This is a genomic window from Pseudomonas sp. QC2, assembly GCF_002859085.1.
Classification (GTDB): Bacteria; Pseudomonadota; Gammaproteobacteria; order Pseudomonadales; family Pseudomonadaceae; genus Aquipseudomonas; species Aquipseudomonas petroselini.
Window position 1 is genome coordinate 75352 of the sequence record NZ_PKKS01000010.1, and the last position, 20778, is coordinate 96129.

Here is a 20778-nt window from a genome sequence, read left to right on the forward strand (position 1 = left end):
GGCCAGTTTGCCGCCAAGGCCTAAGACCATAACGGGCTACCGCTTCGCGGCAACGCAACCCTTTACTTTGGGCTGGCGCGTCTTTATCCCCTGTAAAGGAATACCCATGACAGACCCGAACTCGTTCCCGCCTGCACACCCAACCCGACAAGTGGTTGAGGCTCAATTTCTCACGCGACCGACAGTGCGCTCCGTCACCACGCAGTTGCTGGCCTTCCACCTGGCGGAAAAATACCCTCCCCTGACGACTCCCCTCTATGACCTGCGGCTGGCCGTGCCCCGGGAGGGTGGCGGCCGGGCACTGCTCCCGCTGCTGGACGTGGCGCTCACCCATATGGCGGACGGCAGCTTTCCCGACGTGTCGCCACGCGGTGGCCTGGACAGCTACTTGAGCGACGCCACCGGCACTCGGCTCCGCTACGACGCCAATGGACCTCGCGACTATGATCTGGAGGTCATCGAAGCGGTCATCAGAGAGCTGCCACTGATTCTGTTCGTCAGCTTCCAAGACGCCTTGGCCAACTATTGGAGCCAGGACAGCGACGCCGGTGGCAGCCGCTGGAAGTGGCTGGCCGTGGTGCTGCAAGGCGCGCTGCTCGACTCAGCCATTCGCCAGGTGGGCGCCAACGCCAAGTACCTGAACGTCATCAGCGCATTGAACCGCTACCCTGACCGAAGCACACGCGCCCGCCGACCCTGGCCCGATAACGCGGTCCACGCCTATACCCTGGAAACGCAGGTGACTCAGGCGGGCACTCAACTCGCCCGGCAAGCCTGCGACCTTTTGCTGGTCTGCCGCGAGCACGTCTTGCTGTGTCGCCTGTCAGGGGAAGTCACGCCATTCCCCGACCTGGATGCCTTCGGCAAAGCATGGGGCGACGCCCTGCAACAGCGCTTCAGCGCCGACAAAATCACCTGGCAGCAATACGAACCCGATGGCGATATTTTCGAAGTCCAAGCCGGGCTGATACTGAACCAGCAGTTGGAAGATCTCGCGGCCCTCCAGCTTCCGGCGCGTTCCAGCGTAGAGGCGCTGGAGCAGTTGTTTGCGCGGGTCACTGATCCGGCACGGCTGCTCACCCAAGCATCCGCCCTGCCCCTGTCCGGCCTGCCGCGCCTCCAGGCAGCTCTTCCCGACTGGCTGAAAAACGCCAGCGCCGGTGACCGCATTGCCTACCGCCAATGCGTGCTTGAACAAGCCGGTATCCGGCGCCTGACACTCGGCGACTCAGACTTCGATGGCCTGGATACACTGCGCAGCTATGCAGCCCAGCATTTGGACCACCAACTGTGCCTGGACCGCGCCGGCGCCCTGCGCGGCCAGCGCACCTGCGATGCCGGCGCACTGGCCAGCGGGTACCGTGCCGACGACCTGGTGCTGACCTTTCACGTTGCAGTGGGCAGCCTTGAAGGCGGTTATGTCGAGCCGGTTTCCATGAGCCTGGTAGAGCTGGCGCTGAAAAACCTCTCAGGGAAACCCAAAGGCCGCCTGACACTCAGCCATCGCACCGGCAGAGCGCTGGAAGCGTGGTTGACCGCCGACTATATCCTGAGGTTGATACAGCGTGTCGACATCGGCAAAAACTACCCTGAATACCTGCGCCAAGCATTGATGAGCGACACCGAGGCGGCGCAAAAACGCCGGCAGTTGTTTCAGCAGCAGCGGCCTGTGCACCTGAAAACCCAGGCACTGGAACACAAGATCAAGGCCGAAGCGGGCCTGACGCTGCGCGGGGTTCGTTGTGTGAATGCCGTGGTCAACCTGGACCCCGCTGAGCGCCAGGTCGACGGCGACGACATCGTCATCCGCCCGCTGGCGTTTGTGCGCAAACCCGGCGCTACGGCGGACGTGGTGCAAAACATGTTCATCATCGAGCCGCTTGATACCCGGCAGGGGCCGCACCTGCTTTATCGCCCAGCCTATCGCGATTCGCTGCAGGAGTTTGCCAGCCGCGAGCAACTGCTCGCCGCCATCGTGCAACCTGGCCCACTGCAGGACAGTATCCTGACGTGGCTGCCGGACCTCGCCAGGGCGATCTACAGCAACGGCGGCTTTACCCAGCCCCACTACGTACGTGTCGGCATCGGTTCGGATTTCGACAGCCTGCCCAGGGTGCCGGCGCCCGCACAGCTGGCCCAGGCGGATGACGAGACGGGCGACGAAATCCGTCAGGCCCTCGGCAATGGCACACTCATGGAGTACCTGTTTGGCAGTGAAACCCGGCAGCTGTTGGACCAGGCCGCACGTGAGTCAACGTCCAACAACGAAAGCCGCTGGGCATTGATTCTCGAAGGTATGCAGTTAGGGTTCAACACGCTGTTGATCGCCGTGCGCGGACCGCTCGCGGCCGTCGGTTGGCTGATGCAACTGGCGCAAGGCCTGCAGCACGACCTGCCGGCACTCGAGCGTCACGACCCCACCGCTCGGGAGCTGGCGTGGGTCGATCTGCTGCTCAACATTGGCATGCTGATGCTGCATCATGGGTTCCCCAGCACGCCCCACGAAAGCGCCGCGCTCGATGAGCAGCCCCTCATTCGCCAGCCCGTGCCCGGCCAGGGAGCGAGCCGGGCGCCGGTGGTTGAACGGGGCGCCGTCGGCCTGCCCGCCGAACCGCCGGGCGGCGGCCGCACGCTGCTGGACTTTGACCACTCCCTGGCCGGCGACGGCGCTTCGGCAAAACTGCTGAAAAAGCTGCGGGCGGTCAACGTCCCCTGGCCTGTGCCGGCGCCGGAGCCGATCCAAATCGGCCCCCATCAGGGTTTGTACACTATCAACGGCCGATGGCATGCCTCGGTCGCGGCGCTGTTGTTCAGGGTCAGTATTGTTCCGGGCTTCAACGAAGTCTTCATCATTCATCCAGAGAAAATAGACCATCCGGGCATCAAGCTTAAATCCGATGGCAAAGGCCACTGGTCCCTGGACCGTGGGATCAAGCTGATAGGCGGCGGCCCGAAGCGAATGGCGGCGTTGCGCGAGGAAAACCTGCGTAGAAAGGACCAACTGGTCGCACACATGTACGCACTCAACGCCGAAATGACGGAAGTGATGGCGCCGTTCCAGTCGTCAATCAGCCGAATATCACCGGCGCTTGAGGCCCTGAAAAAGCAACGTAAAACCGCGCAACTGGTGTGGAATCTGCTGCAAAAAGCCACTGAAGCACAACAGCCGGCCCTTGAAGCGCGCCACATGAAGGAGGCACTTAAGCACCGGGAACTGCGTACCGAGTTTCAGGTTCTGCTGCACAACCTGGAAGTGCAATTTGCCCAATCGCTGACCCCACGCCTGGAAATGGTCAAGCTTGGCCAGGAACTGGAAAGAGTCGGCGGCGCCAGCGTGCATGTGCATGACCGGGCGAAAATCCTCAAAACCATCTGGGACCAGCAATTGCTCATCAGTACCCTGCTCTTGGGCCGGTTGAACTCCATGCGTTTTTCCATCGCCGGTGAACCGATGGCAGAGATGGGGGGCAGAATGTTTATCGACCATTTGCTGGGCGACTCCACGATCTACGACGAATACATCAGCAACACCGTGGAGTCGGCGAACATCCGCCAACACATGGCCGAGGTGTCCGCGGCGATGGAAACCACCCTTGAACAACTGGAGCAAGACTCGTCGGCAGGCCGCGCACTGCGCCAGGAATGCCTGGCGCAGATCCAGTACCCGCAGAATTTTTTCTCCGACAACCTGAAACTCAATGCGCTGAACTATCTCGCCGCCGCCAGTGTGGCGACCGCCGATCGGCTGCTGCCACCCCAAGAAGACTTTTACCTCAATCGCCTTGAGCAGACCGACCTGATCCAAGCCCTGCAGTCTCACGTCGAAGTACGCAGCGGCGTCGAATTCACGCTGGCCGAGCAGCGTAATGTGTATGAGACCATCCTCGAGCAGTACCGCCGCTATGAGGATGCCATTCGTGCCCTCAAGGCCCTCAACCCACGGCGTCTGCGCCCGGAGGCCGACCGCCTGCTGGAGGGGCTTGAATACGCCCAGGCGCTGGCGCAACGCGAGCTGGAGTCAGTGGTGCGCAAGCAGGAAGCGCTGGACGTCGAGCTGCCGTTGTCAAAAACCCTACGGCCCAAAAGTCCGGCCAAGCGGGTGTTCAAAACCAGGAAAAAGGCGTACCTCATCGGTGACTTCAAGCCGGCCGATACACCGGGTGCCGAGGAACAGTTCACCCTCACCGATACGCTGACCGGCGAAACCATTGCTTCATTCAGCCCACATGCAGACGGCTGGGCAGCGAAGACCGATGCCCCCTCTCCTCCAGCGAAACCCCAACCGCAGGCCCGCACGCTGGCCACGCTCAAAGGTCTGGCGCAGGACCTGACAGCGCAACGCAAAGGCATTGAGCAGGTGATCAGCGCAGACCAGCTGAAACTCGACGCCCAGCTCACCCGACAACAGGTCAACCCAGCAGACTGGGATGAACTGTTGACCCGGCACGCGAATAAATTCACGGCCCTGGCCGATGAACTGAAACGGGATCACCTTGCCGGCAAACCCGCGGTCCAGCGCCTGATCGATGAGTACCTGGCGCAAGCCCGGGACATCACGCGGCTGGCGGAGTGCGTGTGCAGTGAGGCCTACAAGCGGCAATGGCCGACGCAGGAGAGCCTCAATTACTTGTGGGAACATCAACAGATCGATATCAACCTGACGAGCCGGGCGGACCCGGAACGTCCGACCCTCAGTGGCGACTTCTTCACCGAATACGCCGTGTACGACACAGCCAAAAAACCCGCGCAGGTGTTGTGGTACGCCCACTTCCATTACGCAACCGCCGACGCAGCCCCCAATCGCTACACCCGTGCGCACCTAAAACTGCCGGAGCAGCGCAAATACACGCAAAAGGACCTGCTTAAACAACACGTCCAAGACGCTTTGCGCCACCAGCAAGAACCCGGCGGCGTGCCGCTCAGCCGTATCATCTACGTCTTGATCACCCCACCCGTCGACAGCATTTTCCTGGCGATTGCGCCAGGGCAGCGCGCAAGCCAGTGATACGGCCTCTCTGTGGTGAGGGCGTGAACACCCTCACCACAGGGCTCAGTGGGCAAACAACGAGTTGCCCTTCTGCCCCGCCAGCTTCTCGGGCTTGATCAGGAACCGCGCCAGCGCCGGCAGCAGCCACAGAGCGCCGAACATGTTCCACAGCAGCATGAACGTCAGCATCAGGCCCATGTCGGCCTGGAACTTGATGGCCGAGAAGATCCAGGTGCACACGCCGATTGCCAGGCACAGGCCGGTAAACAGCACGGCTTTACCGGTGGATTTGAGCGTCTGGTAATACGCCTCTTGCAGCGGCAAGCCAGCGCGCAGGAAGCTTTCCAGGCGGCTGTAGATGTAGATGCCGTAGTCGACGCCAATCCCCACGCCCAGGGCCACCACCGGCAAGGTCGCGACCTTGACACCGATGCCCATGAACGCCATCAGCGCGTTACCGAGCACCGAGGTCAGCACCAGCGGCAACACGATACACAGGGTCGCCGCCCAGGAGCGGAAGGTGATCATGCACATGGTCGCCACGCACAGGTACACCAGGATCAGGATAGTCAGCTCCGACTCCTTGATCACCTCGTTGGTGGCGGCTTCGATCCCGGCGTTACCGGCGGCGAGGATGAATTCCAGGCCGTCCTTGTTGTTTTCCTTGGCGAAGTCCTGCACCGCATGCACGGCGCGGTCGAGGGTTTCGGCCTTGTGGTCGTTGAGGAACACCAGCACCGGCGCCAGCGAGCAATTGTTGTTGTACAAGCCATCGGCACGGGCGATGGAGTTGTTCAGCACATCCGGGTTGCGCGACAGGGTTTCCCATTTCAGGTTGCCCTCGTTCATGCCCTTGATCATCTGCTTGGACACGGTCACCAGCGAGATCGCCGACTGCACGCCTTCGGTGTTCTGCATCTTCCACATCAACTGATCGATGGGCGCCATGGCTTCATAGCGCGAGCAGCCTTCGGCCTTGGTCTTGACCATCACCACCAGCACGTCGGAGCTGGTGGAATAGTTGCTGATGATGAAGTTGTTGTCTTTGTTGTAGCGCGAGTCCGGACGCAGTTCCGGCGCGCCCTGGTCGAGGTCGCCGATCTTCAGGTTCTGGCTGTACCAGAGGCCGCCGCCGAAGGCGACCAGCGCGAGCAGAATCGAGACCGGCGCCACTTTGGCACTGGCGAATTTCGACAGCAGGCGCCAGAACGGATGGTCGCGGTGTGCGTCCTTCTTGCTCCGGGCGATGGCGCGCTGGCTGATGCCGGCATAGGAAATCGCTACCGGCAGCAGGATCAGGTTGGTAAACACGATCACCGCGACACCGATGGACGCGCCGATGGCCAGTTCACGGATCACGCCGATGTCGATGATCAGCAGTGTGATGAAGCCCACCGCGTCGGCCAGGATCGCAATCATCCCCGGCAGGAACAGTTGCCGGAAGGTGCGCCGCGCAGCCGTCAGCGCGTTGTCCGCGTCACTGGATTGCAGGGCGATACCGTTGATCTTTTGCACACCGTGGGAAATACCGATGGCGAAGATCAGGAACGGCACCAGCATCGAATACGGATCCAGGCCGAAACCGAAAAAGTGCATCAAGCCGAGTTGCCAGACCACCGCCACCAGCGTGGTGCTCAACACAGCGACCGTGCTGCGCAGGCAGTTGGTGAACCAAAGCAACAGGATCAAGGTAATGACGAATGCAACGCCGAAGAACAGCACCACCATCACCAGCCCATCAATCAAATCACCGACTTTCTTGGCGAAACCGACAATGTGGATCTTGACGTTGGGGTTCTGGGCTTCGAACTTGTCGCGGATCTTGTCTTCCAGTTCATGGGAAAACTTGCGGTAGTCCAAGGCCAGCAGCTTGCCCTGGTCCTGCGGGTCCGGGTAGGACTCCAGCAGCGGGATGTCGACGATGCTCGACTTGAAGTCGTTGGCCACCAGGCGCCCGACCTGGCCGGACTTGAGCACGTTGTTGCGCAGCTGGTCGAGGCTTTGTGGCGAGCCGTTGTAGCTCTGCGGGATCACTTCACCGCCGGCAAAGCCCTCTTCGGTGACTTCGGTCCAGCGCACGCTGGGGCTCCACAGCGACTTGAGGCCCGAGCGGTCGACGCCGGAGATGTAGAACACCTCATCGTTGATCTGGCGCAGGGTCTCCATGTACTCCTTCGTGAAAATGTCACCGTCCTTGGCTTCCACCGAGATCCGCACGGTGTTGCCCAGGTTCGCCAGGTCGTTACGGTGCTCCATCATCTTTTCGATGAAGGGGTGCTTGAGGGGGATCATTTTTTCGAAGCTGGTGGACGGGCGAATCAACGTCGCCTGCCAGAACAGGAAGATACTCACCAGCAGGCAGATGACGATCACTGCCGGGCGGTTGTTGAAAATCAGGCGCTCAAGAAAGGTCGCTTTATCGTTGTGATGACTGCTCATTCTATCCCCGCCCTTCTTATTGTTTTGTCGGTTCAGCGCCGGTCGGCGTGGCAACACGCACACCGCCTTGCCCGGCCAGAATCAAGTTACCGTTGCCCGCCGCCGTCACGGACGACAGCGAGATACGGTCCGGGCGGTTGAACACGCTGAAGGTCACCCCATCGTCATGACTGACCACCACGCTGCCGCCGTTACCAACGACGACAAGGGAGCCATCCTCCAGCAAGGTCGCGCCCGACAAACCAAACTCGAGCGCTCCCCGCGCCGCGTTCAATTCGACGGGCTCCCAGGTGCTGCCGAAATCCGTGGAGCGGTACAGGTTGCCGCGCAAGCCATAAGCCAGCAGGGTTTGCGGCTGCGCCGTGCTGATCACACCAAACAGCGAGCCCTCGTAGGGGCCTTCGAGTTTTTCCCAGGTCTGGCCGTCGTCGCTGGAGCGGAACATGCTCCCTTGCTCGCCGACGATGAACAGGCCGGCGTCCTTGATGTGGGCGATGGCGTTGAGGTGGAACTGGTCTTCGTTGTCGAGGCGGTCGCTGACGTCTTGCCAGGTCTTGCCGCCGTCGGTGGTTTCGATCAGCGCACCGTAGGCGCCCACGGCCAGGCCGTGGTTGGCGTCGTTGAACCATACATCGAGTAAAGGGGCTTCGCGCTTGAGGTCCTGGTATTGCTGGGTCCAGGTGGCGCCGCCGTCGGAGCTGGCAAGGATTTGCGCATCGTGGCCGACCGCCCAGCCCTGTTTGTCATCGACGAAAAACACCGCCGTGAGCAGTTGCCGGGTGGGAACTTTGGCTTGGGTCCAGGTGCTGCCCTGGTCATCGGAATAGAGGATGTGCCCGCGGTCACCGACCGCCACCAGCCGCTTGCCCGCGTGGACGACGTCGATCATCAGGCCTTTGGCGGCCTTGGGGGATTCAATCGCAAACGCAGGCGTTGCGACGGTATCGCTGGCTGCCAGTGCCGGCGTGACTGACACGCCACCGACCAGCAACGAGAGCGCTGTGGCCAGCAACGCAACCCTGCGTGCGGCACGTGGGCGGCAAACAACCCAACCCATGACAGGCTCACTCATAGACCTTTCTCCCATTATTATTGTTATCGCCTGCCTTCCGGGGCCTTGAAACCTGCAATCTAGAGCGCCTGGAGGAAGCAGGGGCCATCCTATCGGGCTTTCGAATCGTCTGACAATCGGCGCTACGTTATCTTTTGTTAACTGAAGGCATTTGGCCGCATGGTGAATGTAGCTCTATTCGCCGAGGTGATCGTCGACGCATCAATGAATTTTTATTCTATCTATTGAAATATGGGAATTTTTATTCCATTAATACGCCTTCTGAAAACAATAATGCAAAGGACCACGACGATGCGTGAACTCGGAATCGGCTTGATCGGCACAGGCTTCATGGGCCGCGCCCATGCGCTGGCCTTCAATAACGCCCGCGCAGTGTTCGAGTTGCCGGTACACCTGAAGCTGGCCGCCCTGGCCGATGCCGACACCGAGCGCGCGCAGCGCTGCGCCACGGCCTGGGGATTCGCCCAGGCTCATGGCGATTGGCAAGCATTGATCAATGATCCCAGCGTCGACGTGGTGGCCATCACCACCCCCAACCACCTGCACTACCCCATGGCGATGGCGGCGATTGCCGCGGGCAAGGCGGTGTACTGCGAAAAACCCCTCGCCGTGAGCCTGGAACAAGCCGACGCCATGCGCCGCGCCGCCAGTGCGGCCGGGGTGGTGACGCGGGTGGGCTACAACTACCAGCACAACCCGATGATCTCGCTGGCACGGCAGATGATTGTCGATGGCGACCTTGGCGACATCATCAGCTTCCAGGGTGAATTCAGCGAGGACTTCATGGCCGACCCGGCCTCGCCATGGTCGTGGCGTTGCGAAGTGGAACATGCCGGTGGCGCCTTGGCGGACCTGGGCAGTCATTTGTTGTCGATGGCGCGTTATCTGGTCGGTGATGTGGTGAGTGTGTGTGCCGATACGCAGACCGTTCACGCCCGGCGCCCGGCCGTCAAAGGCAGCGCCGAGCTGAAGTCGATTGCAGTGGATGATCAGGTGCACGCCCTGCTGCGTTTCGCCAACGGCGCACGTGGCACCGTGAGCAGTAGCTGGCTCAAGCAGGGCTACAAGAATCACCTGAGCTTTGAAATCAGCGGGACCAAAGGCACTCTGGCGTTCGATCAAGAGCGTTTGAACGAGTTGCGGGTGTGTCGCGAGGGTCAGGACGGCTTCCAGCGTTTACTCGCCGGCCCTGCCCTTGCGGGTTATGCGGCCTTCAGCCCGGCGGCCGGGCATCAGTTGGGGTACAACGAACTGAAGACGCTGGAGGTGCAGGAGCTGATCATGGCCGTGGCCGGTCAGGGTGCGGAGGGTACGGACTTTGAAGCGGCGTGGGAGGTGGAGCGGCTGGCGACGGCGATTCGCGTGGCGGCCCGTAAAGAGCGCTGGGTCACCGTGAACGCGGTCTAGAACACAGTAAAGATCCCCTGTGGGAGGGGGCTTGCTCCCGATGGCGGAGTGTCAGCCAGTGTATTTCTAGCGGATGCACAGCCATCGGGGGCAAGCCCCCTCCCACATTTGGATCATCGACACGTTCGCGCTAGCGCAAGGCCCGACGCAGCACTTTGCCCACCGTGGTCTTGGGCAACTCGGTGGTGCGGAACTCCACATACTTCGGCATCTTGTAACCCGTCAGTCAGCACGGCTTACAGCGTTTACTCGCCGGCCCTGCCCTTGCGGGTTATGCGGCCTTCAGCCCGGCGGCCGGGCATCAGTTGGGGTACAACGAACTGAAGACGCTGGAGGTGGAACGGCTGGCGACGGCGATTCGCGTGGCGGCCCGTGAAGAGCGCTGGGTCACCGTGAACGCGGTCTGAAACACAGTAAAGATCCCCTGTGGGAGGGGGCTTGCTCCCGATGGCGGAGTGTCAGCCAGTGTATTTCTAGCTGATGCACAGCCATTGGGGGCAAGCCCCCTCCCACATTTGGATCATCAACACGTTCGCGCTAGCGCAAGGCCCGACGCAGCACTTTGCCCACGGTGGTCTTGGGCAATTCGGTGGTGCGGAACTCCACATACTTCGGCATTTTGTAACCCGTCAGGTACTCCCGGCAATGCGCCAGGAGCTGTTCCTGGGTCAGGTTCGGGTCCTTGCGCACCACGATGATCTTGACCTTCTCCCCGGTCACGCCATCTTCCACCCCAATCGCCGCCACTTCCCCCACCCCAGGGTGCAACGCCACCACATCTTCGATTTCATTGGGGTACACGTTGAAGCCGGAGACCAGGATCATGTCCTTCTTACGATCCACCAGGCGGATGTAACCGCGCGCGTCCATCACGCCGATATCACCGGTCGACAGCCACCCCTCGGCATCCAGCACTTCGGCGGTGGCCTCCGGGCGTTTCCAGTAGCCCTGCATCACCTGCGGCCCGCGCACTTGCAGTTCGCCCGGCTCGCCGATCTCGGCCAGCGCGCCGTCTTCGCGCAGAAAGCGTACCCAGGTCGAGGGTAATGGCACCCCGATGCTGCCGGTGAACTCCATCTCGCGCATGCGCGCAATGTTGATCGGGCTGATGCTCACCACCGGCGAACACTCGGTCAGGCCGTAGCCCTCGATGATCGGCAGTCCGGTGACTTCCTTCCAGCGTTTGGCCACCGCCGTGTGGGTGGCCATGCCGCCCGCAATCACCATGCGCAGGTCGGAAAAGTCCCGCGCGCAAAACGCCTTGTTCTCCAGCAAACCGTTGAACAAGGTGTTGACCCCGGCAATGCCGTTGAAGCGCTCCTTGCGCAGGATCATCTGCACCCGCTTCACGTCCCTCGGGTTGGCGATGAGGATATTGCGCCCGCCCAGGCACATGAACATCAGGCAATTCACCGTCAGGGAAAAGATGTGGTACAGCGGCAGCAAGGTGACGTTGGTTTCCTGTTTGTCCTGGTCCAGTTGATCCCCCACCCAAGCCTTGGCTTGCAACAGGTTGGCGATGATATTGCGGTGGCTGAGCATCACGCCCTTGGCATCGCCGGTGGTGCCGCCGGTGTATTGCAGGAAGGCCAGGTCGTCGAGGTGCATCTCCACCGGGAAGTGGTTGAGCGCCCGCCCCTGTTTCAACACCTGGTTGAAGCGCACCGAGCCACGCAGGTTGAACGCCGGCACCTGCTTTTGCACGCTGCGCAGGATGAAGTTCATCGCCGCGCCCTTGAAGGTGCCGAGCAAATCACCGATGGCGGCGATCACCACGCGTTTCACGCTGCTGCCGGTAATGACTTTTTCCAGGGTATGCGCGAAGTTTTCGAAGATCACCACAGTTTCGGCGCCGCTGTCCTTGAGCAAATGCTTGAGCTCATGGGCGGTGTACAGCGGGTTGACGTTGACCACCACCGCGCCGGCCAGGATCGTGCCCAGCAGGCAGATCGGATACTGCAAGCAATTGGGCATCATCAGCGCGACGCGGTCGCCTTTCTTGACGCCCTGCCCTTGTAGCCAGGCGGCAAAGGCAATGCCTTGCACCTGCCAGTCGGCGTAGGTCATTTCGGTGCCGATGCTGACGTAGGCCACTCGCTCGCGAAACTTCTCCAGGTGTTCCAGGAACACCTCGCGCAGCGACGGGTAGTCTTCGATACCGGCATCGATATCCGCCGGGACGCCGGGCAGGTAAGCGTTCAACCAGATCCGTTCGGTGTGTTCCAGGCTTACAGCGTTCATGGCAGTCTCCTTGTTGTTGTTTTTGATAGAGCTACTTTTCGACGATGGCGGTAATGCCCAGCCCGCCCGCCGCGCAGATGGAAATCAGGCCGCGCCCGCCGCCGTTCTCATGGATGAGCTTGGCCAGCGCCGCCAATTGCCGGCCACCGGTGGCGGCGAACGGATGACCACAGCCGAGGGAGCCGCCGTTGACGTTCATTTTGGCGCGGTCAATGGCACCCAGCGGCGCGTCCAAGCCTAGACGGTCGCGGCAATAGTCGGCGTCTTCCCAGGCCTTGAGCGTGCACAGCACTTGGGCGGCGAAGGCTTCGTGGATCTCGAAGAAATCAAAGTCGTTGAAGCTCAGGCCTTCGCGCTTGAGCATGCGCGGCACCGCGTACGCCGGGGCCATCAGCAGGCCTTCGGTGCCGTCGACGAAATTCACGGCGGCGGTTTCGCCGGTACGCAGGTAGGCCAACACCGGCCAACCGTGCTCGGCCGCCCATTCCTCGCTGGCCAGCAACACCACCGAGGCGCCATCGGTCAGCGGCGTGGAATTGCCCGCGGTGAGCGTGCCGTTTTGCCGGTCGTAGGCCGGGGACAAGCCGGCGAGCGTCTCCAGGCTGGCGTCGGCGCGCAGGTTGTTGTCCTTCGCCAGGCCGCGATGGGGGCTGATCAGGTCATCGAAGAAACCGCGTTTATAGGCTGCATCCAGGCGCTGGTGGCTGGTGAGGGTCAATTCATCCTGGGCCAGGCGCTTGATCTGCCAGCGCTTGGCCATTTCTTCGCAGTGTTCGCCCATGGACAAGCCGGTACGTGGCTCGCCATTGCGCGGCAACAACGGCTTGAACAGCATCGACGGTCGGACCTTGAACAGCGCCTTCAGCTTGTCGCCCATGCCCTTGGCGCGGTTGGCCGCGAGCAAGGTGTGGCGCAGGGATTCGTTGATACCGATGGGCGCGTCGGAGGTGGTGTCGGCACCGCCGGCGATGCCGACCTCGATCTGGCCGAGGGCGATCTTGTTGGCCACCAACAAGGCCGCCTCCAGGCCGGTGCCGCAGGCTTGTTGCACGTCGTAGGCCGGCGTGTCCGGGGACAACGTGGTGGAGAGCAGCGACTCACGCGCCAGGTTGAAATCCCGCGAGTGCTTGATCACCGCCCCGGCGGCAAACTCACCCAGGCGTTGGCCGTGCAGGTTGTAGCGGTCGACCAGGCCCTGCAGGGCGGCGACCAGCAGGTCCTGGTTGCTGTCGTGGGCGTACACCGTGTTGGAACGGGCGAACGGGATACGGTTACCGCCGATGATCGCCACGCGGCGAACCGGGGCCGGGTTGAAGCTGTAGTCAGTCATTCCACGCTCTCTTTCCAGATGAACAGTCCACGCATATGGGGTTTGTCGCCGGCGAAATTGCGCACTTCGAATTCGCGGCGCGGGCCGGTCACAGGATGACTCCACAGCGCAACCTGGCCCGGCAGGAAGATCGGCAGCTTGAAATCACAATGGGCCTCGGCCTGGTCCAACCCACCGGGCGGTTGCTGCGCGGCGAGTGCACGACCCAGGGTCCACATGCCATGGGCGATGGCGCGGCGAAAGCCGAATATTTTTGCGCCGATCACCGACGTGTGAATCGGGTTGAAATCCCCCGACACCTTGGCAAAACGCCGGCCCAGGTCGGCGGGTAGCACCCAGCGTTGGGTGCGCAACAGCCCCTCTTCCTGCAACGGCAGCCCGTCATCCCACGGTTCGCCGACCGGGCCCTTGACGTCCCGGCGCAGGTACAGGCTGTCGCTTTCCCATACCAGTGTGTCGGCGCCGTAGGCACGGGTGGCGATGCTCAGCGCCTGGCCTTTGGGATGGGCGACCCAGCGCTCGCAGTACACCTCAAGCCGCAAGGCCTGGCCTGCATGCAGGCGCTGATGCTGACGAATGCGATTGGCCAGGTGCACCATGCCGCTGGCCGGGTACGGGAAGCTCGGTCGCGTCAGCAACATCAGGTGCAACGGGAACGCCAGCACGTGCGGGTAGGACAGCGGCACGCCCTGCTCGCGACGAAAACCACAGGCGCGGCCATACGCCTCAATGCCAGCGGCGGACAACTGCGCTGCCGACCGCACGAGACGTTCCTTGGGTAGCACCGGCGCACCGTCGAGCGTGGGTTTGCGCAGGGCACGCACGCCATCCAGCAGCAAGCGCGTGCGGGATGGCGGCGGGTCGATGATCTGCGTTATGTAGTCCATGGCTCAGGCTCCCAGCAGGCTTTGGCCGCACACGCGTACAACCTGGCCGTTGACCCCGCCCGACGCGGGGTGCGCCAGCCAGGCGATGGTCTCGGCGACGTCGACGGGCTGCCCGCCCTGGGACATCGAGTTCATGCGCCGCCCCGCTTCGCGGATCATCAGCGGGATTTTCGCGGTCATCTGGGTCTCGATAAACCCGGGCGCCACCGCATTCACCGTGACGTGCTGCGTCGCCGCTTGCGGTGCCAGGCCCTGCACCATGCCGATCACACCGGCTTTGGAGGTGGCGTAATTACTTTGCCCAAGGTTACCGGCGATGCCGGAAATCGACGAGACACACACGATGCGCCCGCCAGGGTTCAAGCCCTGGCTGTCCAGCAACGCATGACTGAGCTGCAACGGCGCCTCTAAGTTCACGGCCAACACACTGCGCCAGGCGTCCTCGGTCATCTTCGCGATGGTTTTGTCCCGGGTGATCCCTGCGTTGTGCACCACCACATCGAAGGCGCCGTATTGGTTGACGTGGGCCTGCAACAGCGAGGCCGCGTCGGTGGCGGTAATGTCCAGCGGCAGCGCCGAACCGCCGACACTGTCCGCCGCCTGTTGCAGCGACGCCTGGGCCTGGGGCACGTCCACGCACACCACATGGGCGCCGTCCCGCGCCAACACCTGGGCAATCGCCAGGCCGATGCCACGGGAGGCGCCGGTGACCAGCGCGCGACGGCCGGCGAAGGGTTTGTCCCAATTGACGCTGACGTGGCCGTCCACTGGTTTTTCCAGGCGTATCACCTGCCCCGAGATATACGCCGAGCGACGCGACAGGAAGAACCGCAGGCTGCTGTCCAGCGCGTCTTCGGCGCCGGGTGCGACGTAGATCAACTGTACGGTGATCGCCCGACGCAGCTCCTTGGCCAGCGAACGCACCAAGCCTTCAAGGGCGCGCTGGGCGATAGCCTGGGGCAGGTCCTGGCACTGTTCCGGCGCGGTGCCGAGCACCACCACGCGGCCATGCTGGCCAATGCGCTTGGCGTTGGCGTGGAAGAACCCGTACAACGCGTCCAGCTGCTGCAGATCCGCCACGGCGCTGGCGTCAAACACCGCGCCCTGCACCTTGACCGTGGACGGCGCCTTGAGCGTGGCCGGGGTGGCGGTGACCGTGTCGGTGGCCGCGAACACCCGCTGCACTTCGGCGACCAGGCGCCCTGCCCCGGCGACGATCACCGGGTTGGCCAGGCCGTGCTGGCCGCTGCGATGGCGTTGCAGCGGCAACGGTTGCGGCAAGCCGATGGCCTGGGCCAGGCGACGGCCCCAGGGGGAATTGACGAAAGAAAGGTAACTGTCACTCATAGATAGATCCACTCACAACACATACTGGCCGTGTAAACCCGGTCTGTGTGGGAGGGCTTGCCCCCGATAGCGGTGGTTCAGCCCCCTCTCACATCGATTGGGTTTTTCCTAGTTGACCGAGGCGTTTTCGCTTTGGCTGTTGCGGCGTTTGGGGGCCGGTTCCAACGCGTGCTTGCGTTGCTGCAAGGCCTCCAGCAACCCGAAGTCCTGCGGGAAGTCGTCCACCTGGATACCGTGATCGGCGTATTCCACATAGCGCCCCAGCAGGGTGTCTTCTTCGTCGCTGATCAGGTCCAGCGCCCGCGCCTTGACGCGCCAGACCGTGAAGGCCGTGGCGGAAATCGGCATCGGTTCGATCAGGCCTTGTTTGACGGCGGACTTGAGACGGGCCTCGATCAATTCGACTTGCGGCAACAAGCGGAAACCCAGTTCGCCGTAGGCCAGCTTGTCGATTTCCGGGCGTGGGACGTAGGAATTGGCCAGCAAACGGTCGCGGGTGTCGCCCGGTGTCTGCACCACGTCGGCCACTTGGGCCAGCAGGCGGTCCGAGGGTTTGCGCAGCGGTATGCCGAACGGGAACGTCAACGCCCTGATGACCATAGCGGCGGCTTTCGAGGGGTAGTTATCGAGCACTTCGGCCAGCGCTTCATGGGCGCGCAACAACGCGTCCTGGGCCGACCAGTGCACCAGCGGCAGATCCGCCTGAGGCCGGTCGTCATCCTCAAAGCGCTTGAGCACGCAGGACACGATGTACAGCTGCGACAGAATATCCCCCAGGCGCCCGGTGATACTTTCCTTACGCTTGAGGGCACCGCCGAGCACGCCCATGGAAATGTCCGAAATCAGCGCGAGCACGACCGACAGACGATTGACTTGGCGGTAGTAGGACGCCAGTGCCGGGTCAGTCTTGGCCGGCGCGGAAAGCAGCCGCCCGCCGGTCAGCGCATGCACCGCCGCGCGCACGGTGTTAGCCAGCACGAAACTCACATGGCCGAACATGGCCCGGTCGAAGTCTTCCAGGGCCTTGCGCCGGTCCGGGTTACGCGCCGCTTCCATCTCGCTGAACACATAGGGATGGCAGCGGATCAGCCCCTGGCCAAAGATGATCAGGCAGCGCGTCATGATGTTCGCGCCTTCCACCGTGATGGCGATGGGGCTTTGCTGGTAAGCGCGCGCGAGGAAGTTGTTCGGGCCCATGCAGATGCCCTTGCCGGCGACGATGTCCATGCCGTCATTGACGATCATCCGCGCGCGCTCGGTGACGTGGTACTTGGCAATGGCCGAGATCACGGAGGGTTTCTCACCGGCATCCAGGGACGCCACCGAGACTTTGCGCACCGCATCGCACGCATACAGGTGCCCGGCCATGCGCGCCAGGGGCGCCTGCACGCCTTCGAACTTACCGATGGGCAAGCCGAACTGTTTGCGCATCGCCGCATAGGCCGTCGTACCACGCACCGCGACCTTGCCCAGGCCGACGTTGGAGGATGGCAGGGAAATCGCCCGGCCGGCCGCCAGGCATTCCATCAACATGCGCCAGCCGTTGCCGATTTGCTCACGGCCGCCGATCACCCACTCCAGCGGAATGAAGACATCCTTGCCGGTGGTGGGACCGTTCTGGAACACCGCATTCAACGGCCAATGCCGACGGCCGCTGTTGACGCCAGGGTGGGACGTCGGGATCAACGCACAGGTGATCCCCAGCGAGCCGGGCTGGCCGAGCAAACCGTCCGGGTCTTCGGCGCGGAACGCCAGGCCGAGCACCGTGGCAATCGGGCCCAGGGTGATGTAGCGCTTGTCCCAGGTCACACGGAAACCCAGCACTTCCTCGCCTTCATGCAGGCCTTTGCAGACGATGCCCAGGTCGGGGATCGCGCCGGCATCCGAGCCGGCATACGGGCTGGTCAGCGCAAAGCACGGGATGTCCTCACCCCGCGCCAGGCGCGGCAAGTAGTAATTGCGCTGGGCATCGGTGCCGTAATGCAAGAGCAATTCAGCCGGCCCCAGGGAATTGGGCACCATCACCGAAATCGCTGCCGCCGAGCAGCGCGTCGACAGCTTCATGATCACTTGCGAGTGCGCATAGTGAGAGAAACCTTTGCCGCCGTACTGCTTGGGAATGATCATGCCGAGGAACCCGGCATCCTTGGTGTACTGCCAGCCTTCGGGAGACATGTCCTGCCAGACCTGGGTGGTTTCCCAGTCGTTGGCGATGTCGCACAGGGTTTCCACTTCGTTGTCGAGGAAGGCTTGCTCCTCCGCGCTCAGGCTGGCGGGAGCCGCCTGCAGCAGGCGCTGCCAATTGGGCTTGCCACTGAACAGCTCGGCGTCCCACCACACGGTGCCGGACTCAATGGCCGCGCGCTCGGTGTCAGACATGGCCGGCATGATAGTACGAAACAGGCCCAGGGCCCTGCTGGTCAGCACGCTGCGGCGCAGGGGTTTGATTGTCATCAGCAACGCGGGCAACACCACCAGGATCGCCGCAACGGCGGTGCCGACACCCGCCACCACGTTGAACAGGTAACCCGCCGCCAGCCAGAGAAGGCCAGCGCCCAACCAGAGGGTGGCGACAGCTTGTCGATACGCCAGGGCAATCGCGATTGCGACGCCCACCAATAACCAGATAACCATGGGGATACCTCTATTCGATTCAGGGTATGGCCTACGTGCAACAGGTCGGATGAACTGCGGCGTAACGCCACACTACAAAATTCGAAAACTATATTCAAATTTTGTTTTGAAATTATTATTTAATGCGCAGCCAAAAAAAACGACCGAACCGGTCGCTTGGTCAATCACGCCGAAAAGAGGTCCCCCCTGAAACCTCAGAACGCGTAGGTGGCCGAAAGGCTGACGACATCGCCGGACGAGGCAGCCTTGCCATCCAGGCTTGCAGCCCCCAGCCGATCGACGTTCTTGGTTTTCAACTTGACCTCTCGAACGAACTGGTGGGAATAGGCAGCATCCAGCGTCAACCCGTTGATGGCTTTGACCTCATACCCCGCCCCGAGCGACAAGAATGTGCGATCACCATCGGGGATCCGAGGGTCACGGGTCGAGTTGCGGGTCGGTGTCTGGTCAATCGCCACACCGGCACGCAAGGTCAGCTCATCGGTCGCACGCCAGTCTCCACCGACGGAGTACATCCAGGTGTTTTTGTAATGGTAGGGAATCGAGACAATCGTCATGTCGCCGGATTTGAGCGTCAGGTCTTCGAACGACGACCACTGCGTCCAGACCACACTCGCGCCCAGGGTGAATCGATCATTGAACCGGTGCAACCAGTCAACGCCCGCCGTGGCAGGAATATCCAATTGAGTACTGGCGTGGGCACCGTCCGGAAACAGCTCAAGCCCCGGATACGCCGTGCCCACCAACGTACCGCTACCGCCAAACGGGCTGGGTTGTGTCAGGAGGTTGTAGGAAAACTGGTCAGCACGGATGGAGTACTTGCCGGTCATCTTGTTCTTGATCCTGGCGTGGTAGTTCAGGCCCAGCGTGTCTTTTTCCGTGGGTTTCCAGACGACGCCGGTAAACCAGCCGGCCGAGATATTATCGACCTTGATGCGCATCAGGGCGCCACCGACGTCCGACGGGAACGGTGTACCGCCCAGTTCGGAATCGGACACCGCTGCCGCTGACAACAGGTCGACGTTCTGGCTGACAAAACCTTTACTGTGCTGAATGATCACGCCGCCACCGAGGGCGAACTGATCGTTGAGCTTGAACGACAAGGACCCCGTCAACCCCACGGTTTCAATTTTGGTATCCACGGCAAAGCCGCGCAGTTTGGAGTCTTCATCCCAGGTGGAACGCATGCCTTGGGGGACGACCTGGCTCAAACCGAAGGCGAATCGATCCCCCAGCGGCATCACCATAAACCCCGTGGGCAACCAGGCCGTGAATCCACCTTGTCCACCCTCATTGTTGTTGGCTGTGGTCGCCGAGCCGTCGGGAAAGCCGTCGCCGCCCAACGGCGTGCTGGAAATCGGATTGCCTGCATAATCAAAGGCGGCGCCTTTGTACTGGATCTTGACGCGTGCGTAGTCGACCGTGAATTGCGCAATGCTGCGGTCCACAAAGGCCATGGCCGCGGGGTTGTTGAACGCCGAACTCGGATCGTTCTTGAACAGCGAGCCGCCAGCGAACGCTCGCCCCCAGCCTGGAGCCCCATACGTCGGCGTGGAAAAACCGCCAGCCTGCACAGGCACTGCGGTCGTCAGCCCGCCCATCAACGCCAGTCCCAGGAAAACCTGTAGCTGTCGTTTCTTATCATTCATACCCGACTCCTTACTGCTCTCTCACTCAACCGCCCGAGCCCTATCGTCGACGAGCGCCTCGTTGAGGCGCCCGTCTTTCAGCGGGCGATCAGCCCTTGGTTTCAGTCGCTATCCAGGAACAATCAGGGAACAACGGTGAATGCCGGAGTAGGCTTGACGCTCAGGCTCACCACCGTGCAGTTGCCTGCCAGGGACTGATTGGAAGCCGTCAACACGCCACCGCTGTAGTTGGCGGTGATGGTGGAAGCGCCACAATTGGAGACGGGGTAGAGAATCGAACCGGCGATGGTGTACCCGACATTCGACACTGAGCCGACCGCGACACCATTAGCCGTCAATGTCCAAGGCAGGCCAGTGATCTTGGGCAGGTCGCAAAGACCACCGCCGGTGATGGCAACGCCGGTGATTTTCGCGACGCCGGAGGCGTCGACGTTACCGGTGAAGGTAGCCCCACAGTTAACGGGGGCCTGGTAGGAGGACGGCGATTTCACCGAGATCGTGCCTGGCGCGGTGAAGTTGGTGTTGATGGGCGTGATGCTGTACGCATTGGCCATGGAAGCGGCACCCATGCAAACAACCAGGGCAGACAACGACACAAGAGATTTCAAGTTCATCATTGCTATTCCTTACATAGAAAGGCGAGTTATTCGCCAGGGGTAATGACCTAATTAAGAAGTCACGATAAGACAACGAAACTTCTCGACCAGATCAAATCATCAACTCAATTATCAAGCCCCAGTAAAACTGGACTTCTCGGACAACTTTGAATGAGGGTGCAATCGGCG

At 61.9% G+C, this 20778-nt stretch carries 11 protein-coding genes and 1 pseudogene; 3 read left to right on the top strand and 9 right to left on the bottom strand.

The window, feature by feature from the left end:
- The first annotated feature begins 106 nt into the window (after nucleotides 1-106).
- Nucleotides 107-5005: a dermonecrotic toxin domain-containing protein gene (locus QCBJ_RS09820; RefSeq protein WP_102060685.1), complete on the top strand. Its 4899-nt coding sequence runs from the start codon at nucleotides 107-109 to the stop codon at nucleotides 5003-5005.
- Nucleotides 5006-5050: 45 nt separating this feature from the next.
- Here the strand turns inward: QCBJ_RS09820 and QCBJ_RS09825 are convergent, their stop codons facing one another.
- On the bottom strand, nucleotides 5051-7426 hold the full coding sequence (locus tag QCBJ_RS09825; RefSeq protein WP_012724670.1) for an RND family transporter: 2376 nt from the start codon (nucleotides 7424-7426) through the stop codon (nucleotides 5051-5053).
- A 16-nt stretch (nucleotides 7427-7442) separates the two neighbouring features.
- Nucleotides 7443-8483, bottom strand: coding sequence for a YCF48-related protein (locus QCBJ_RS09830; RefSeq protein WP_102060686.1), 1041 nt, complete (start codon nucleotides 8481-8483; stop codon nucleotides 7443-7445).
- Between the two features lie 306 nt (nucleotides 8484-8789).
- Between QCBJ_RS09830 and QCBJ_RS09835 the strand changes: the two genes are divergently transcribed.
- Together QCBJ_RS09835 and QCBJ_RS09840 are read left to right on the top strand one after the other, a co-directional pair.
- Complete coding sequence (locus tag QCBJ_RS09835; RefSeq protein WP_102060687.1) at nucleotides 8790-9905, top strand: Gfo/Idh/MocA family protein; 1116 nt, start codon at nucleotides 8790-8792, stop codon at nucleotides 9903-9905.
- A gap of 221 nt (nucleotides 9906-10126) precedes the next feature.
- Nucleotides 10127-10312 (top strand): annotated as a pseudogene (locus tag QCBJ_RS09840) (gfo/Idh/MocA family oxidoreductase); the annotation flags it as partial.
- A gap of 130 nt (nucleotides 10313-10442) precedes the next feature.
- Here QCBJ_RS09840 and QCBJ_RS09845 read toward each other — a convergent pair.
- The 7 genes from QCBJ_RS09845 to praB all read right to left on the bottom strand — a co-directional run bounded on the left by QCBJ_RS09845 (nucleotide 10443) and on the right by praB (nucleotide 20610).
- On the bottom strand, nucleotides 10443-12146 hold the full coding sequence (locus tag QCBJ_RS09845) for an AMP-binding protein (RefSeq protein ID WP_064052151.1): 1704 nt from the start codon (nucleotides 12144-12146) through the stop codon (nucleotides 10443-10445).
- Between the two features lie 31 nt (nucleotides 12147-12177).
- Complete coding sequence (locus tag QCBJ_RS09850; protein WP_102060688.1) at nucleotides 12178-13476, bottom strand: acetyl-CoA C-acetyltransferase; 1299 nt, start codon at nucleotides 13474-13476, stop codon at nucleotides 12178-12180.
- Nucleotides 13473-14363 carry a MaoC/PaaZ C-terminal domain-containing protein gene (locus QCBJ_RS09855; protein ID WP_093541790.1) on the bottom strand — a complete coding sequence of 297 codons (891 nt, stop codon included), beginning with the start codon at nucleotides 14361-14363 and terminating at the stop codon, nucleotides 13473-13475. Before QCBJ_RS09855 ends, QCBJ_RS09850 begins: the two co-directional genes overlap by 4 nt.
- Before the next feature lie 3 nt (nucleotides 14364-14366).
- Nucleotides 14367-15710, bottom strand: a complete 1344-nt coding sequence (locus tag QCBJ_RS09860; protein ID WP_102060689.1) for a 3-oxoacyl-ACP reductase — start codon at nucleotides 15708-15710, stop codon at nucleotides 14367-14369.
- Between the two features lie 108 nt (nucleotides 15711-15818).
- The gene (locus tag QCBJ_RS09865; protein WP_102060690.1) at nucleotides 15819-18344 is read right to left on the bottom strand and encodes an acyl-CoA dehydrogenase; all 2526 of its coding nucleotides are present in this window, start codon (nucleotides 18342-18344) and stop codon (nucleotides 15819-15821) included.
- A gap of 194 nt (nucleotides 18345-18538) precedes the next feature.
- Nucleotides 18539-19993, bottom strand: coding sequence for an outer membrane protein transport protein (locus tag QCBJ_RS09870; protein WP_102060691.1), 1455 nt, complete (start codon nucleotides 19991-19993; stop codon nucleotides 18539-18541).
- Between the two features lie 122 nt (nucleotides 19994-20115).
- Nucleotides 20116-20610, bottom strand: a complete 495-nt coding sequence (gene praB / locus QCBJ_RS09875) for an alkane oxidation protein activator PraB (protein WP_102060692.1) — start codon at nucleotides 20608-20610, stop codon at nucleotides 20116-20118.
- Between the last annotated feature and the right edge of the window lie 168 nt (nucleotides 20611-20778).